The sequence below is a fragment of the Comamonas sp. SY3 genome, from assembly GCF_041730275.1.
In the GTDB taxonomy this organism is placed as follows: Bacteria; Pseudomonadota; Gammaproteobacteria; order Burkholderiales; family Burkholderiaceae_C; genus Comamonas; species Comamonas sediminis.
Genome location: NZ_JBGTYN010000002.1, coordinates 373,101 through 387,690 on the forward strand (window position 1 = coordinate 373,101; position 14,590 = coordinate 387,690).

A 14,590-nucleotide genomic window follows, 5' to 3' on the forward strand; every position below is an offset into this window, starting at 1 on the left:
CATGAAACCTAGAAACCTAGACCAGCTTAGAAGGCTGTTGCTCTATCCAACTGAGCTACGGGCAGATGCTTGATTTATGAAGGTATTTTGCCGTGAAGGGCGCAACCTGAGACCCTGGTTTTGCGGAGCGCTCCGCAAGGGCCGTTTTTGTTTTTTTATGACTGGGCGTCATTATGCACTGAATCATCGGCTCCAACTTCAGCGCAGGCGTGGTCAAGGCAAAAGATGGATCGCACGGCTGCCACTGCGGAACCTTTGCGCAAAATGGCTGAAGGCTTACAACGCAAAAAGCCCCTTGCGGGGCTTTCCAGGATATCTGCCTCCGGGCAGCTATCACTTCTTCGCGTACTCAAACTTGGGCAGCGCCTTGAGGGCATCCTTGGTTGCACCGGGCAAAGTGATCTTGTCATTTTGCACACGGAACTGGCCCACAGGGATGGCGACATCATGCTTGCCCACGCCCAGGAAGCCGCCGGCACCGATGATGGCATAAGAGACGGCCTTGTCAGGTGCAACGATCACGTCGTCGACCTTGCCGACAGACTTGCCTTCTTCGTTGTAGACGTTCTTGCCGAGCACCGACTTCTTCAGGCTCCAACCGGTGGCGACCGCCTGGATTTCAGTCTGCTCCACACCCAGCTTGACGCCGCCTGCGACTGGCACTTGCGTCTGCGCGAAAGCAGTGCCGGCAGCCATCGTGATGGCAAAAGCGCCGAGCATCAACATAGATTTGGATTGCATCATCAACTCCTTGTTACTTGTTAGTGTCTTGGACCGCTTCTTGCACATGGCCCGCTGCCTTTTGGGTGTTGCCTTCGACCTGCTTGGCAATGCCCTTGGCCTGCTGCTCAGGGCTGTTGACTGCTTCGCCGACCTTCTGCTGCACCTTGCCAGCAGCATCTTTTACGGCACCCGCGACTTGGTTCTTGTTCATGCGTTTTCCTTCAGTGGTGTTGCAGCGCAACGTTGGGATGGGTCAACGATAGCGCGCAACACGATGGAAGAAGTTAGGTGCACAACTTGTTAGACAGTGGGGTTAGGCTTACAGGCCTCGCTGGAGTTGCTCGAAATGCGGGCCTTCAAGCGCCCGTCCGGAAGGCGCTGCATGCGCTTCATCCTCAACACTCGCGCACTACCTCATGCGCATTCAGCGGCAGGCCTTTGTTAACTGGCTTGATCCACTGGGTGCCGTAACACCATGAGGCGCACCGCAGGTCGGCGGCAGGCCAACGCGTCCCACGATCAGCCGACGCTGCCGAGCAAATCAGTGGGGATTGACACACACCCGGCACACCAGATGAGTAGCACCCCTACAATCGCCCACCCATCTTTTAGATTTTTTGTTTTTCTTTGGTTTTTTTCATAGTTTCTGCAAAATACGCACAGCTATGACAATGATTGGCAATGTGTATCGAATCTGAACCAATAATAGATGCATAATCCGTTCAGACTTTTCAATAGCCAGTTCCTTCAGGAGCTCACCATGTTGCCGGAAATCCTTGTTCGTTCTGATCTGCAATCCCCTCCCCGCGCTATCCAACTGGAGCGCGGTTGCACGGCCATCGGCCGAGGTCCGAGCAGCGGTCTGTTCCTGAGCGACCCGAGCATCAGCCGCGACCACGGCGCCTTCAGCTACTACATCGGTCTGTTGATGGTGGAGGACCATGACAGCACCAATGGCATCTTTGTCAATGGCCGCAGGGTCAAGCGCCAGGTGCTGTATGCCGGAGACCAGGTGTCTGTCGGCAATTTCGACATCGTGGTGAAGTCCGGCTCCGTGCCCAGCTTGGAAACACAAGACTGACTGCCTGCCACCGAGCGAAAAAAAGTCCGCATGTGCGGACTTTTTGCATGGCGGCTGACGGCTTGGACTCCGTCCGCCCGATTCAGTGGCCAGCGGGTCAGGCCACCGCTTCCTCGTTGGGGGTCAGCATCAGACGGCCTACCGCCTTGCCCTGCTCCAGCGCCACCAGCGCGGAGAAGGCCTTGCTGAAATGCATGCAGGTGGTCGGCACGGGGTTCAGTTTCTTGTCGCGCACCAGCGCGATCAGTTCACGCAGATCACCCAGGTTGCCCACATAGGTGCCCTGGTAGGTGATGGCACGGATCGCATGCGTGGGGGTGGGCAGATCCACATGGCCGCCAAACAGACCGATCTGCACCAGATGGCCGCCCTTGGTCAGCATATCGATACCTTGCTGCACGGTCTGGCTGGAGCCCACGCAGTCGATGATGGCCCAGACTGCGCCGCCAGCGGCCTGCTTGACCTGGGCGATAAAGTCGGGCGACTTGGGATCAATGACCACGTCGGCGCCTGCGCTCAACGCTGCTGCGTGTTTGCTGGCATCGGGCTCGACGACCACCACGCCGGCCCCACCCATGGCCTTCATCAGCAGGATGGCCATCAGCCCCAGACCGCCGGCGCCAAACAGCACGATCTTCTCATCCTTGAAGACCTGGGGATCAATCTTCTTGATCGCGCTGTAGGTGGTCAGGCCCGAGCAGGCATAAGGGGCGGCGCGCTCGGCGGGCATATCGCCGATATCCACCAGGTAGTAGGCATGGTTGACCAGCACATGGTCGGCGTAGCCACCGTTCTGGTAGACACCCATCGATTTGCCGGCCAGGCAGAGGTTCTCATCACCGCGCTTGCAGACCTTGCATTCGCCGCAACCGTGCCAGGGGAAGACCACATAGCGCTTGCCGATCTCGACGCCCTTGGCGTCCGGGCCCATGGCGACTACCTCACCGGCAATTTCGTGGCCCAGGGTCAACGGCAGCTTCATGCCACGGTCGGCCATGGACAGCTTTTTGCCATTGCCCAAGTCGTACTCGCCATGCCAGATGTGCAGGTCAGAGTGGCAGACACCCGCAGCCTCGACACGCACCAGCACCTGGTCTCCGGTCGGTACGGGGGTGGGGCGCTCGCTGCGCACCAGGGGTTCACCAAAGCCTGTGACGTCATAGCTGATCATGCGATCTCCTTATTGCTTGTTGCTTGTTGCTTGTACTGGGCCGGGACTGGCTGTCCCTTTCGATGCCTAACAGATCAGCATATTAGTGCCGCGTGGTTTCTGCACAAGCTGGCTATCACGAACACCAGTCGCATTGGCGATATAGGTCTGGCGGGCCATCGCCTGCTCCAGGCAGCCATGAAAAACGCCCCTCAAAAGGGGCGTTCGCATGCGGTTGACTGGCGCTTAGCGCTTGGCTTTGAACAGGGCCAGCAGCAGGACGATGCTAAAGCCTGCAAAGGCGATAAAGGACCAGTTGGCAATCGACAGACCCAGGAAGGTCCAGTCGATCGCGGTGCAATCGCCCGAGCCACGGAAAATCATCGGCAGCGAACGGCTGATCGGGTAGTTCTCGATCATGCCGTAGAAGTCGCGCCCGCAGGTCGCGAACTCTGGCGGGTTCCATTGCAGCCAGCTCTGGCGCGCTGCAGTGAATGCGCCGAAGGCGGAAAACAGCAGCGCCAGGCCACCGAAACTCTTCCACCAACCGGCCGTCGACGGCTTGAGGCTGCCCAGCAGCGCAAATACACCGACCGCAATGAGGCAGTAGCGCTGCACGATGCACATCGGACAAGGCTCCAGCCCTACCACGTGCTGCAAATACATGCCAAAAGCCATCATGGCCGCGCAGGCCACAAAAATCAGCGCCAAGGTGCGGCGCGGTGCGTTCCAGATCCAGTTCAAGTCATGTCCTTATGCTGCCAATCCCGCCATCTTACGCGTACAGACCTGCAGGAGCCCAAAACCAGAAAACCGGCCCGCCCACAGGGCAGAACCGGGTCTCACAGCTTCAGGCGCAGGCGCGAGCGTCAGGCGCTAGATATTGGCCGCTTGATCGAGAAAAACTCGGGCTTGCCGCGGTGTCACCACCAGCGTCTCGCCTTCCTTCAGGCCCATGGCTTTGAACTGTTGCGCAGAAATCTGCGCCTCAATGAGCTTGTCGCTGTCCGAAGCCTCGGCACCTGGGGCTTGGTGCCCGCCAACGGCAATAAGTTCCAGACGGGCGATGGGGCCGACAACAATCGCGCGGTCAAGCTGGGCCACGATGCCGCGCTGGCGGCCATCGGCGTCCTTTTCCTGGCCGGGCGAGTAGCGCTCCACGTCCAGCTCGTGGGGCCGCACATAGGCCAGTGCCTGGGCATTGTTGGCCGATGCCAGCTCGGGCGAATCGATCTGCACGCCACCTTCAACCACGGTATGGCCACCGGTAGCACGGCCTCGGAACAGGTTGACGTCACCCAGGAAGCCATAAACAAAGGGGCTGGCCGGGCTGTCCCAGACTTCCTGCGGCGTGCCCGCCTGCTCGATCTGGCCCTTGTTGATGACGACCACACGATCCGCCACTTCCAGCGCTTCTTCCTGGTCATGGGTCACGAAGATGCTGGTCACGTGCAGCTCATCGTGCAGACGGCGCAACCAGCGGCGCAGCTCCTTGCGCACCTTGGCATCGAGTGCGCCAAAGGGCTCGTCGAGCAGCAGCACCTTGGGCTCCACCGCCAACGCCCGGGCCAGCGCGATCCGCTGGCGCTGGCCACCCGACAGCTGCGAGGGATAGCGGTCCGCGATCCAGTCCAGCTGCACGAGCTTGAGCAGGCTCATGACCTTTTCGCGGATCTGGGTTTCGCTCGGGCGCTCCTTGCGGGGCTTGATGCGCAGGCCAAAAGCCACGTTCTCGAACACCGTCATATGGCGGAACAGCGCATAGTGCTGAAAAACAAAGCCCACATTGCGGTTGCGCACGTGCACATCGGTGGTGTCCTCACCACTGAACTGGATGGTGCCCTGGTCAGCAGACTCCAGGCCGGCAATGATGCGCAGCAAGGTGGTCTTGCCGCAGCCCGACGGGCCCAGCAGCGCAATCAATTCACCGGATTTGATGTCCAGATTAACGTTATTGAGCGCCTTAAAGCTGCCAAACGACTTGGAAATGTTTTGGATTTCAATGCTCATATCCGACCTCGAAAATACCGGGTTTATGCCGTGGCTGCGCTGTCATCACGCGGACGCTCGGGTGGCAGACTGGCTGCCTCTTTGTGCTCTTTCTCGGCGCGCCACTCGGCAATCGACTTGAGCACCAGGGTCACCAGCGCCAGCAGGGCCAGCAACGACGCCACCGCAAAGGCTGCAGAAGACTGAAAGTCGGCATACAGAATCTCGACATGCAGCGGAATGGTGTTGGTCTGGCCGCGGATGCTGCCCGACACCACAGAGACCGCACCAAATTCGCCCATGGCGCGCGCATTGCACAGGATCACGCCGTACAGCAGACCCCATTTGATGTTGGGCAGGGTCACCCGCCAGAAGGTCTGCCAGCCCGAAGCCCCCAGCACAATGGCTGCCTGCTCTTCGTCATTGCCTTGGGCCTGCATCAGCGGAATCAGCTCACGGGCAATGAACGGGAAGGTGACGAACACAGTGGCCAGCACAATGCCGGGCACCGCAAAAATCACCTTCAGGTTATGGGCCTCCAGCCATGCCCCAAACCAGCCATTGGCCCCAAACAGCAGCACATAGGTGAGGCCCGCCACGACGGGGGACACCGAGAAAGGCAGGTCCACCAGCGATGTCAGCAAGGCCTTGCCCTTGAACTCGAACTTGGCTATGGCCCAGGCGGCTGCCACACCAAACACCAGGTTCAGCGGCACGGCAATCAATGCAGTGATCAAGGTCAGCTTGATGGCTGACCAGGCATCAGGCTCGGTCAGCGCGCTCACATAGACGTCCCAACCCTTGCGCAGCGCCTCAAAGAACACCGCCAGCAATGGCAGCAGCAGAAACAGCAGCATGAAGACCAGCGCAATACCGGTCAGGGTCCAGCGCACCCAGCGCGGCTCGGTCACGGTGCTCTGCACTTCAGGCACATGGCGGGCCACATACTGGTAGCGCGCCAGCACGGTGCCCAGTGTCACCACGACGATGGCAATCAATACAAGATACATGGTTGGCATGGCTTAAATCCCCGAACGCTTGCGCTGCCAGCTTTGCAGGCCGTTGATGAGAAGCAGCAGCACGAAGGAGATCACCAGCATCACCATCGCAATCGCAGTGGCACCGGCATAGTCGTGCAGTTCCAGCTTGGCCATGATGACGAATGGGGTGATCTGCGACTCCATCGGGATGTTGTTGGAGACGAAGATGACCGAGCCATACTCACCCACTGCGCGCGCAAAGGCCATCGCAAAACCGGTCAGCAAAGCCGGGCCGATCGCAGGCAGGATCACCTTGTAGAAGGTCTGCCAGCGCGACGCACCCAGGCTGCCGGCGGCCTCTTCCAGCTCTTTCTCAAAATCTTCCAGCACCGGCTGCACCGTGCGCACCACGAACGGCAGGCCGATGAAGATCAGCGCAAACACGATACCTACGCGGTTGAACACCAGCTGGATACCCAGGGGCGCAAAGTACTGGCCAATCCAGCCGTTGTCCGCCAGCAATGCCGTCAGCGAGATACCTGCCACAGCGGTGGGCAGCGCGAACGGCAGGTCGACCAGCGCATCCACGATCTTCTTGCCGGGAAACTGGTAGCGCACCAGCACCCATGCGATCAGCATGCCGAACACCAGGTTCACCAGCGCCGCGATCAGCGATGCGCCGAAGGTGACCTTGTAGGCGGCCACGGCAATGGGGGCGGAGATCGTTGTCCAGAATTGGTCCCAGCTGAGCTCGAAGGTCTTGAACAACAAAGTGGCCAGCGGGATCAGCACGATGATGCTGAGGTAGAAAATGGTGTAGCCCAGAGTGAGCCCAAAGCCTGGCAGTACGCGTTTGGCACTACGGCGTTTGGCACTGGGCACGGCATTCGCCGGAGCAGTGATGGCAGCTGACATGGATTCCGATCGGCAAAAATCTACGGGAAATGCGCAGTCAGCGCCCGGCTGGCGGGCGCTGCTGCTGGCTCATCACTTCTTGGGTTCGGTAAACAGCTTGTCGAAGTAGCCGCCATCTCCAAAGTGGGTCTTCTGCGCCTCACCCAGGCTGCCAAAGTACTTGGCCACGGTGAACTGCTTGATCGGCTTGAACACGTCGGCGTGCTTCTTCAGCACCGCTTCGCTGCGGGGGCGGATGGCATGGTTGGCAGCGATTTCCTGCCCTTCATCCGAGTAGAGGTAATCCAGATAGGCCTTGGCCAGCTCGGCCGTACCCTTTTTCTCGACCGTGCGTTCCACCACGGCCACCGGGTTTTCCGCAGTGATGCTCACCGATGGGTAGACCGGATCCACCTTGCCTTTGCCAAACTCGCGGTCAATGGAAACCACCTCGGATTCAAAGGTGATCAGCACATCGCCCACATTGCGCTGCAGGAAGGCAGCGGTCGCATCGCGCCCGCCCTTGGCCAGCACCGGCACATTCTTGTACAACTTGCTGATGTAGGCTTGGGCATCAGCATCCGAGCCACCCTTTTCACGGGCCTGGCCCCAGGCGGCCAGATAGGCGTAGCGGCCATTGCCACCCAGCTTGGGGTTCACCACCACCACCTGCACACCGGGCTTGATCAGGTCATCCCAGTCCTTGATACCCTTGGGGTTGCCGTTGCGCACCAGAAAAAGCATGGTCGATGTGGTGGGCGATGCATCGTTGGGAAACTTCTTGGTCCAATCCTTGGCGACCACGCCCTTTTCGGCCAGGAACTCGACGTCGGTCGTGGTGTTGAAGGTCACCACATCGGCGGCAAGACCTTCGGACACGGCACGCGCCTGGGCGCTGGAGCCGCCATGGGACTGGTCCACTTTGATATCCACGCCCTTGGTCTTCTTATAGTGGGCGATAAAGGCCGCGTTGTAGTCCTTGTAGAACTCGCGGGCGACGTCGTACGAAACATTGAGCAGCTGGTTTTGTGCCAGCACCGAGCCACTGGCCACCACCGCTGCGGCAACCACCAAAGATTTCAATCCACCCAGTTTCATGTTCTGCTACCCGTTCGTATGAAGTGATGTTGCAAATTGTGGACTTTTGTACTTAAAACTCAAACGAATATATTATTGTTAATTTATGGTGTTTTGAGAATAAAGAAATCAGGCAAGCGTCTTGCCGCCGGTCTCCAGGCGGCCTGCGCGCCATCCGCCGGCACCGCGCTCAGCCCGGTGCAGCCAATGGTGCAGAACCTGGCGGGCTCACAGCCCCAGGATGACTACCAGCACGCCCTTGTCCACCTTGATATCGCGCACCGCCATGCGCGCCAGGCGCTGGCGCGTGTCGGAAGCATTGAGCGTGTAGATCGGCTGCTGGGCCAGGTACGAGGCCATCGCCGCTTCCAGCGCTACCTGGGCCATCGCCGTGCGCCGCTCATCAAGGCCCTGCACTACCAGCTTGTCCATCACCGGCTGGTCCAGAAAGATCGCCCCGCGCTCGGCGTCATAGCGCAGGGAGGAAGACACATCGATCTGCGCACCCAACAGCTGCGTGCCGCTGGAATGGGTGTTGACCGTCATGTTCACACCAAAGTCGACGCGCTCGCTGTCTTCCTTCAAATGCACCCGGGGCTGTGCCATGGTGACAGAGACCAGCGGATAGCGCTGCGTCAGCGGCAGGCGCTCGGCCAGCTTCTGCTCCAACTGCGCCTGGCTGATGCGTATCTCGTAGGTTTTACCCGCCAAGTACCAGATGACCGCGCTGCCCACCAAGGCCAGCAGCACCAGCAGTGACCATGTCCATTTTTTCCCCATGCCTGCATCCCTTCTGTTGCTTCCATCTCGCTCACTCCACCCGCCAACTGGGCAGCCGCCAATGCCGCCACAGCGCAATCGCCCGCAAGCCTGCGGTGACCAGCACACAGCCGAGCATCGGCGCCATCTCGGGCACGGGCGAGCTGCGCAGCAGCAGATCCACCCAACCGCCGACGAAGGCACAGACAGCATAGGGCTGGTGGTCACGGAAGGCCTGCGGAATCTCGCCGCACATCACATCGCGGAGCACCCCGCCAAACACCCCGGTGATCACGCCCATCATCACGCAGATGAGTGCGGGCAGGCCCTGCTCGGCGGCCATGTCCACCCCCACCGCAGCAAACAGGCCCAGGCCCAGCATATCGGGCCAGAGCATGGCCCGCTCGGTCAAAGCAAAGTGGCGCTGCCGCAAAAATACGATGGCCAGCAGGCTGATGCCTAGGATCACCCAGACAAAGGTCTCCTGCCGCACCCAGAAAAACGGCCGCTGGTCCAGCAGCAGATCACGCAAGGTGCCGCCGCCAAAAGCAGCCACAAAGGCCACCACACAGACACCGACGACATCCAGTTTCTTGTGCGCCGCCTTGATCACGCCGGACAGCGCAAATGCAATCGTCGCCGCGATCTCCAGCACCTGGCGCGCAGTGTCGATGATGTGCGGTGTGTCCATGGCCATGGGCAGCAAGGTAAGGGCCGGGATGCGGCTTCAGCCGCAGCCCCGCCGTTGGAAGGTCAGGCAACCGATTGCATGTTGCTGATCATCTCGTCGCCAAAGCGCGAGGTGCTGACCTGCGTGGCCCCCTCCATCAGCCGCGCAAAGTCGTAAGTGACGCGCTTGGAGGCAATCGTGGCCTCCATCGCGGCAATGATCAGGTCAGCGGCTTCGGTCCAGCCAATGTGGCGCAGCATCATCTCGGCCGACAGGATCAGCGAGCCGGGGTTGACATAGTCCTTGCCGGCGTACTTGGGCGCCGTGCCATGTGTGGCCTCGAACACCGCCACCCGGTCCGACAGATTGGCGCCCGGCGCAATGCCGATACCGCCCACCTGCGCGGCCACCGCGTCCGAGATGTAGTCACCATTCAAATTGAGCGTGGCGATCACCGAGTAATCGGCCGGGCGCAGCAGCACCTGCTGCAGGAAGGCATCGGCAATCACATCCTTGATGATGATCTCGGAGCCATCCTTGGGGCTCTTGAGGCGCATCCAGGGCCCGCCGTCGATAACCTCGGCACCGAACTCCTGCTTTGCCAGCGCATAGCCCCAGTCGCGGAACGCGCCTTCGGTGAACTTCATGATGTTGCCCTTGTGCACCAAGGTCACGCTGGGCTTGTCATGGTCGATCGCATACTGGATGGCCTGGCGCACCAGGCGCTCGGTGCCTTCGCGCGATACCGGCTTGATGCCGATGCCCGAGCTGAGCGGAAAACGGATCTTCTGCGAGCCGATCTCCTGCTGCAAGAAAGCGATCAGCTTGACCGCCAGGTCCGAGCCCGCCGCAAACTCGATCCCGGCATAGATGTCTTCTGAATTCTCGCGGAAGATCACCATGTGCGTCTTGTGCGGCTCACGCACTGGCGATGGCACGCCTTCAAAGTAGCGCACGGGGCGCAGACAGACGTACAGGTCCAGGGTCTGGCGCAAGGTCACGTTGAGCGAGCGAATGCCGCCGCCCACCGGCGTGTTCAACGGGCCCTTGATGGCGACCAGGTACTGGCCGATGGCGTCCATGGTTTCCTGCGGCAGGCTCTGGCCCTCGCCATACAGACCCAGCGCCTTGTCACCGGCAAACACTTCCATCCAGGCAATGCGGCGCGACGGGCCATAGGCCTGGGCCACTGCCGCATCCACCACCTTGCGCATCACCGGGGTGATGTCCCGGCCCACGCCATCGCCTTCGATGAAGGGGATGATGGGCCGGTCTGGCACGCACAGGCTGTGGTCCGCATTGGCCGTGATGGCCTGTCCGCCTTCGGGCTGCTGGATAGGTTGAGCACGCATCGTCACAAATCTCCCAATCTGGTTCTTCGCCCAGCCCCACACCAGGCACCAGGCGCATGTGTTACCGCCAACGATTCTATCGACAAATACCGGCCCGGCCTGACTGCACAAACTGTGACATCTGAACCCGGCCCCGGGCAGGGTACAACGGCCCCCCAGCTGCGCTGGCATGGTGTATAAAACCGGCTATGGCGCGCCGCGCCGCTGCTGCACATCTCGTGCGCCCTGCTTTGTGAGAGTCTTGACCGCTATGTTCCCCACCCCCTTGGTAACCCGTTCTTCCCGCCTCGCTCAACGCTGCCTCGCCGCCTCGGCCATGGCCTGCGCACTGGCGGCTGCCTTGCCGGCTGCGGCGCAGCAGGCGGCGCCCACCGGGGAGCCCCAGATGCAGCTGGCCCGCACCGAGCTGACGGCCGGCATGCACCGCATCCATGCACAGGTGGCCCAGACGGCGCGCGAGAAGGAAATCGGCCTGATGTTCCGCAAGGACATGCCAGCCAACGAAGGCATGCTCTTTGTGTTTGACCGCCCCGGCACCCAGTGCTTCTGGATGAAGAACACCCTCCTGCCGCTGACCGCCGCCTTTGTCAGCGACGACGGCACCATCGTCAACTTGGCCGATATGCAGCCGATGACGGAGGATTCGCACTGCTCCAGCAAGCCGGTGCGCTATGTGCTGGAGATGAACCAGGGCTGGTTCAAGCAAAAAGGCATTGCAGCCGGCACCAAGCTGCGCGGCCGCCCCTTCAGCGCGCAATGAGTGGGCGCTGAAGGGCGATCACTTTTCGTAGACACCCGGACGTAGCCATCAGCAGCCAGTCACCAACAGGCAGGCCCGGCGCAGGGCTTGCCTCTATGATGGCCCGCAGAACAACCCTGTGGAGACATGACCATGGCTGCAACTGCGCGCTACCCCCTGCCCGATCTCAAGAGCCTGCCTGAAGACATCCAGGCCCGCATTGCCCAGGTGCAGGAAAAGGCGGGCTTCATCCCCAATGTGTTTTTGGCCTTTGCGCGCCGCCCAGCGGAATGGCGCGCCTTCTTTGCCTACCACGATGCGCTGATGGAGCGCGAGGAAAGCAGCCTGAGCAAGGCCGAGCGCGAGATGATCGTCACCGTCACCAGCGCACACAACGAGTGCCTGTACTGCGTGGTCGCGCATGGCGCGCTGGTGCGTATCTACGACAAGGCCCCGATGCTGGCCGACCAGTTGGCCGTCAACTACCGCAAGGCCAACATCTCGGCACGCCAGCGCGCAATGCTGGATTTTGCGATGAAGGTCTGCACCCGCTCGCAGGAGATTGAAGAAGCCGATTTCAGCACTTTGCATGCCCATGGGTTTGATGACGAGGACATCTGGGACATAGCGGCCATCACCGCCTTCTTTGGCCTGAGCAACCGCATGGCCAGCTTTGCCGGCATGCAGCCCAATGACGAGTTTTATCTGATGGGCCGCATCCCCCGCAGCAAGGCCTGAGACGGGTCAAGAATGGACCACGCACCAGAAGACAGCCTGCTGGTCAGCGAAAGCGACTTGCAGCGCCTGGCGCTGCAGGTATTGCAGCACCTGGGCCTGAGCGAACCCCATGCCCAGGCCATTGCCCGCATCGTCGTCGCTGGGCAGCGCGATGCCTGCCAATCGCATGGCGCCTACCGCATCCTGAGCGCAGCCCACACCATCCGCACCGGGATGGTGGATCTGCAAGCCCGGCCACTGCTGCAGCCTACGCAAGGCGCGATCACCCGGGTCGACGCCCAGCGCGGCTTCTCGCCCTGGGCTTTGGAAATGGGCCTGCCGCCGCTGGTGGCAACCACCCGCCAGCTGGGCATGGGCGCCTTGGTGATCAACCACTGCGTCCACTTCACGGCGCTGTGGCCGGAGGTGGAGATGCTCACCGACCAGGGCCTGGCCGCCTTGGTGATGACACCCAGCCATGCCTGGGTGGCGCCGGCCGGCGGCACCAAGGGGGTGTTTGGCACCAACCCGATCGCCTTTGGCTGGCCCCGGCCCGGGCCCTTCCCCTATGTGTTTGACTTTGCCACCAGCGCCATAGCGCGCGGCGATCTGGACCTGCACCGGCGCGCCGGCACCCCCTTGCCCGAAGGCGTGGGCATTGATGCGCAAGGCCAGCCATCGACCGACCCGGAAGCCGTCGCCCTGGGCGCGATGCGCACCTTTGGCGGCCACAAGGGCTCGGCGCTGGCTACCATGGTGGAGTTGATGGCCGGCATGCTGATTGGCGATCTGGGCAGCCAGGAATCGATGGCGCTGGACGCCGGTGCAGGCGGCATGCCCTGCCATGGCCATCTGGTGCTGGCTTTTGATCCGCAGCGTTTTGCCGGTGAAGACTGGCCTGGCCACCAGGCGCGTGCCGAGGCGATGTTTGCTGCCATCAAAGGCCAGGGTGCACGATTGCCGTCCGAGCGGCGCTATGCGGCGCGGGCGCTGAGTGCGCAGCAAGGCATCCGCCTGCCACGCCAGCTGCACGACGAAATCCTGGCCTTGCTGGACTGACGCCAGGCAAACAGCCGCCGATGCTGACGGCTGCAGGGCGCGGCGTTTGCGAACTAGCGCGCGATGCGCTTGGCGATCTCGGCCACCAGTTGCTCGCCCAAGACCGCCTTGCTGGCATGGGGCAGTTCCTGGTGGCCCTGCGCGTCCACCAGCAGCAAGGCGTTGTCGTCCTTGCCAAAGGTGGCGGGGCCAATATTGCCGACCAGGAGCGGAATCTGCTTGCGCAGGCGCTTGGCCTGGGCGTTGGCCAGCAGGTTTTCGCTTTCTGCGGCAAAGCCCACGCAGTACAGATCGCCGCTTTTGGCACGCGGCAGCTGCGCGACGGTGGCCAGAATGTCCGGGTTTTCGACAAAAGCCAGATGGGGCACCTCGCCACTGCCGTCCTTCTTGATCTTCTGGTCCGCCGCACGGGCGGGGCGCCAGTCGGCCACCGCAGCGGTGGCTACAAACACATCGGCGCCTTCCACGCTGGCCAGCACCGCTTGCAGCATGTCTTGCGCCGATTGCACATCGATGCGGCGCACGCCACGCGGCGTGGGCAGATGCACCGGACCGGCGACCAGGGTGACCTCGGCGCCCGCCGCCTGCGCCGCACGCGCAATCGCAAAGCCCATCTTGCCGCTGGACAGGTTGGTGATGCCCCGCACCGGGTCAATCGCTTCGAACGTGGGGCCTGCGGTGATCAACAGCCTTTTGCCTGCCAGTGCCTTGGCGCTGAAAAAGTACTGCAGCTCCTCCTCGATCTCGGCGGCTTCCAACATGCGGCCGTCCCCGGTCTCGCCACAGGCCTGGTCGCCATTGCCCACGCCCAGCACCACGGCGCCATCGGCCTGCACCTGGCGCAGGTTGCGCTGCGTCGCAGGGTGGGCCCACATCTCACGGTTCATCGCGGGGGCCAGGATCAGGGGCACGCGGTCGATGGGACGCGCCAGGCACAACAGGCTCAGCAGCTCATCGGCCCGGCCCTGCACCAGGCGGGCGATAAAGTCGGCGCTGCAAGGCGCCACTACCACCGCATCGGCCTCGCGGCTCAGGTTGATGTGCGGCATGTTGTTGGGCTCGCGCGGATCCCACTGCGAGGTATAGACCGGGCGGTTGGAGAGCGCCTGCATCGTGACCGGGGTCATGAACTGGGTGGCCGACTCGGTCATGACCACTTGCACGGTCGCTCCGGCCTTGATCAATCGGCGGCACAGCTCGGCCGATTTGAAGGCAGCAACGCCGCCCGACATGCCGAGGACAATATGTTTTCCGTGGAGCTGGTTCATGCCCGCCAATGTAGCAGAGGCACAGCGCCACCGCTGCACTGCAGCAGACAAGAGAGCAGCGCCAGAACGGCTATCTTTGCCGCGCGCCATCGCACGCAAACCCGTGGCCGTTGAAGCCCATTTGTCGCAGCT

The 14,590-nt window shown here is 61.7% G+C and carries 16 protein-coding genes; 4 read left to right on the forward strand and 12 right to left on the reverse strand.

Annotated features, from left to right (window positions below):
- Positions 1-333: 333 nt before the first annotated feature.
- On the reverse strand, positions 334-720 hold the full coding sequence (locus ACCQ08_RS04780) for a PRC-barrel domain-containing protein (RefSeq protein WP_373449083.1): 387 nt from the start codon (positions 718-720) through the stop codon (positions 334-336).
- A gap of 34 nt (positions 721-754) precedes the next feature.
- Positions 755-934, reverse strand: coding sequence for a CsbD family protein (locus ACCQ08_RS04785; RefSeq protein ID WP_373449065.1), 180 nt, complete (start codon positions 932-934; stop codon positions 755-757).
- A 549-nt stretch (positions 935-1,483) separates the two neighbouring features.
- Between ACCQ08_RS04785 and ACCQ08_RS04790 the strand changes: the two genes are divergently transcribed.
- Positions 1,484-1,804 carry an FHA domain-containing protein gene (locus ACCQ08_RS04790; RefSeq protein WP_239812202.1) on the forward strand — a complete coding sequence of 107 codons (321 nt, stop codon included), beginning with the start codon at positions 1,484-1,486 and terminating at the stop codon, positions 1,802-1,804.
- A gap of 97 nt (positions 1,805-1,901) precedes the next feature.
- Here the strand turns inward: ACCQ08_RS04790 and ACCQ08_RS04795 are convergent, their stop codons facing one another.
- From ACCQ08_RS04795 to icd, 9 genes are all read right to left on the reverse strand, one after another.
- Positions 1,902-2,975: an alcohol dehydrogenase gene (locus ACCQ08_RS04795; protein WP_239812203.1), complete on the reverse strand. Its 1,074-nt coding sequence runs from the start codon at positions 2,973-2,975 to the stop codon at positions 1,902-1,904.
- Between the two features lie 225 nt (positions 2,976-3,200).
- Complete coding sequence (locus ACCQ08_RS04800) at positions 3,201-3,698, reverse strand: disulfide bond formation protein B (protein ID WP_239812204.1); 498 nt, start codon at positions 3,696-3,698, stop codon at positions 3,201-3,203.
- Between the two features lie 132 nt (positions 3,699-3,830).
- Positions 3,831-4,964 carry a sulfate ABC transporter ATP-binding protein gene (locus ACCQ08_RS04805; protein ID WP_312409221.1) on the reverse strand — a complete coding sequence of 378 codons (1,134 nt, stop codon included), beginning with the start codon at positions 4,962-4,964 and terminating at the stop codon, positions 3,831-3,833.
- Positions 4,965-4,987: 23 nt separating this feature from the next.
- Positions 4,988-5,953: a sulfate ABC transporter permease subunit CysW gene (gene cysW, locus ACCQ08_RS04810; protein ID WP_373449066.1), complete on the reverse strand. Its 966-nt coding sequence runs from the start codon at positions 5,951-5,953 to the stop codon at positions 4,988-4,990.
- A gap of 12 nt (positions 5,954-5,965) precedes the next feature.
- Complete coding sequence (cysT, locus tag ACCQ08_RS04815; protein WP_373449067.1) at positions 5,966-6,838, reverse strand: sulfate ABC transporter permease subunit CysT; 873 nt, start codon at positions 6,836-6,838, stop codon at positions 5,966-5,968.
- Positions 6,839-6,910: 72 nt separating this feature from the next.
- Entirely contained in the window at positions 6,911-7,915 is a 1,005-nt protein-coding gene (locus ACCQ08_RS04820; RefSeq protein ID WP_312409223.1) for a sulfate ABC transporter substrate-binding protein, read from the reverse strand.
- 207 nt (positions 7,916-8,122) lie between these two features.
- Positions 8,123-8,674: a DUF1439 domain-containing protein gene (locus tag ACCQ08_RS04825; protein WP_239812209.1), complete on the reverse strand. Its 552-nt coding sequence runs from the start codon at positions 8,672-8,674 to the stop codon at positions 8,123-8,125.
- 31 nt (positions 8,675-8,705) lie between these two features.
- Positions 8,706-9,344, reverse strand: coding sequence for a trimeric intracellular cation channel family protein (locus ACCQ08_RS04830; protein WP_239812210.1), 639 nt, complete (start codon positions 9,342-9,344; stop codon positions 8,706-8,708).
- Between the two features lie 62 nt (positions 9,345-9,406).
- Positions 9,407-10,675: an NADP-dependent isocitrate dehydrogenase gene (gene icd / locus ACCQ08_RS04835; protein WP_312409225.1), complete on the reverse strand. Its 1,269-nt coding sequence runs from the start codon at positions 10,673-10,675 to the stop codon at positions 9,407-9,409.
- A 316-nt stretch (positions 10,676-10,991) separates the two neighbouring features.
- On the opposite strand from icd, the gene ACCQ08_RS04840 reads away from it, so the two are divergent.
- The 3 genes from ACCQ08_RS04840 to ACCQ08_RS04850 all read left to right on the forward strand — a co-directional run bounded on the left by ACCQ08_RS04840 (position 10,992) and on the right by ACCQ08_RS04850 (position 13,190).
- On the forward strand, positions 10,992-11,435 hold the full coding sequence (locus tag ACCQ08_RS04840) for a DUF192 domain-containing protein (protein ID WP_369459516.1): 444 nt from the start codon (positions 10,992-10,994) through the stop codon (positions 11,433-11,435).
- 132 nt (positions 11,436-11,567) lie between these two features.
- Entirely contained in the window at positions 11,568-12,152 is a 585-nt protein-coding gene (locus ACCQ08_RS04845; RefSeq protein ID WP_239812212.1) for a peroxidase-related enzyme, read from the forward strand.
- A gap of 12 nt (positions 12,153-12,164) precedes the next feature.
- Positions 12,165-13,190 (forward strand): Ldh family oxidoreductase, encoded by a 1,026-nt coding sequence (locus ACCQ08_RS04850; protein WP_373449068.1) that lies wholly within the window; start codon positions 12,165-12,167, stop codon positions 13,188-13,190.
- A 53-nt stretch (positions 13,191-13,243) separates the two neighbouring features.
- On the opposite strand, the gene coaBC is transcribed toward ACCQ08_RS04850, so the two are convergent.
- Entirely contained in the window at positions 13,244-14,458 is a 1,215-nt protein-coding gene (gene coaBC / locus ACCQ08_RS04855) for a bifunctional phosphopantothenoylcysteine decarboxylase/phosphopantothenate--cysteine ligase CoaBC (RefSeq protein WP_373449069.1), read from the reverse strand.
- Positions 14,459-14,590: the final 132 nt, after the last annotated feature.

Excerpts from the sequence above, each read along its gene's own strand:
- ACCQ08_RS04805 (WP_312409221.1), bottom strand. The coding sequence starts at position 4,964 with ATGAGCATTGAAATCCAAAACATTTCCAAGTCGTTTGGCAGCTTTAAG.
- icd (WP_312409225.1), bottom strand. The coding sequence starts at position 10,675 with ATGCGTGCTCAACCTATCCAGCAGCCCGAAGGCGGACAGGCCATCACG.
- ACCQ08_RS04845 (WP_239812212.1), top strand. The coding sequence starts at position 11,568 with ATGGCTGCAACTGCGCGCTACCCCCTGCCCGATCTCAAGAGCCTGCCT.
- ACCQ08_RS04795 (WP_239812203.1), bottom strand. The coding sequence starts at position 2,975 with ATGATCAGCTATGACGTCACAGGCTTTGGTGAACCCCTGGTGCGCAGC.
- ACCQ08_RS04825 (WP_239812209.1), bottom strand. The coding sequence starts at position 8,674 with ATGGGGAAAAAATGGACATGGTCACTGCTGGTGCTGCTGGCCTTGGTG.
- coaBC (WP_373449069.1), bottom strand. The coding sequence starts at position 14,458 with ATGAACCAGCTCCACGGAAAACATATTGTCCTCGGCATGTCGGGCGGC.
- ACCQ08_RS04790 (WP_239812202.1), top strand. The coding sequence starts at position 1,484 with ATGTTGCCGGAAATCCTTGTTCGTTCTGATCTGCAATCCCCTCCCCGC.
- ACCQ08_RS04780 (WP_373449083.1), bottom strand. The coding sequence starts at position 720 with ATGCTCGGCGCTTTTGCCATCACGATGGCTGCCGGCACTGCTTTCGCG.
- ACCQ08_RS04850 (WP_373449068.1), top strand. The coding sequence starts at position 12,165 with ATGGACCACGCACCAGAAGACAGCCTGCTGGTCAGCGAAAGCGACTTG.
- ACCQ08_RS04830 (WP_239812210.1), bottom strand. The coding sequence starts at position 9,344 with ATGGACACACCGCACATCATCGACACTGCGCGCCAGGTGCTGGAGATC.
- cysT (WP_373449067.1), bottom strand. The coding sequence starts at position 6,838 with ATGTCAGCTGCCATCACTGCTCCGGCGAATGCCGTGCCCAGTGCCAAA.
- ACCQ08_RS04840 (WP_369459516.1), top strand. The coding sequence starts at position 10,992 with ATGGCCTGCGCACTGGCGGCTGCCTTGCCGGCTGCGGCGCAGCAGGCG.
- ACCQ08_RS04820 (WP_312409223.1), bottom strand. The coding sequence starts at position 7,915 with ATGAAACTGGGTGGATTGAAATCTTTGGTGGTTGCCGCAGCGGTGGTG.
- ACCQ08_RS04785 (WP_373449065.1), bottom strand. The coding sequence starts at position 934 with ATGAACAAGAACCAAGTCGCGGGTGCCGTAAAAGATGCTGCTGGCAAG.
- cysW (WP_373449066.1), bottom strand. The coding sequence starts at position 5,953 with ATGTATCTTGTATTGATTGCCATCGTCGTGGTGACACTGGGCACCGTG.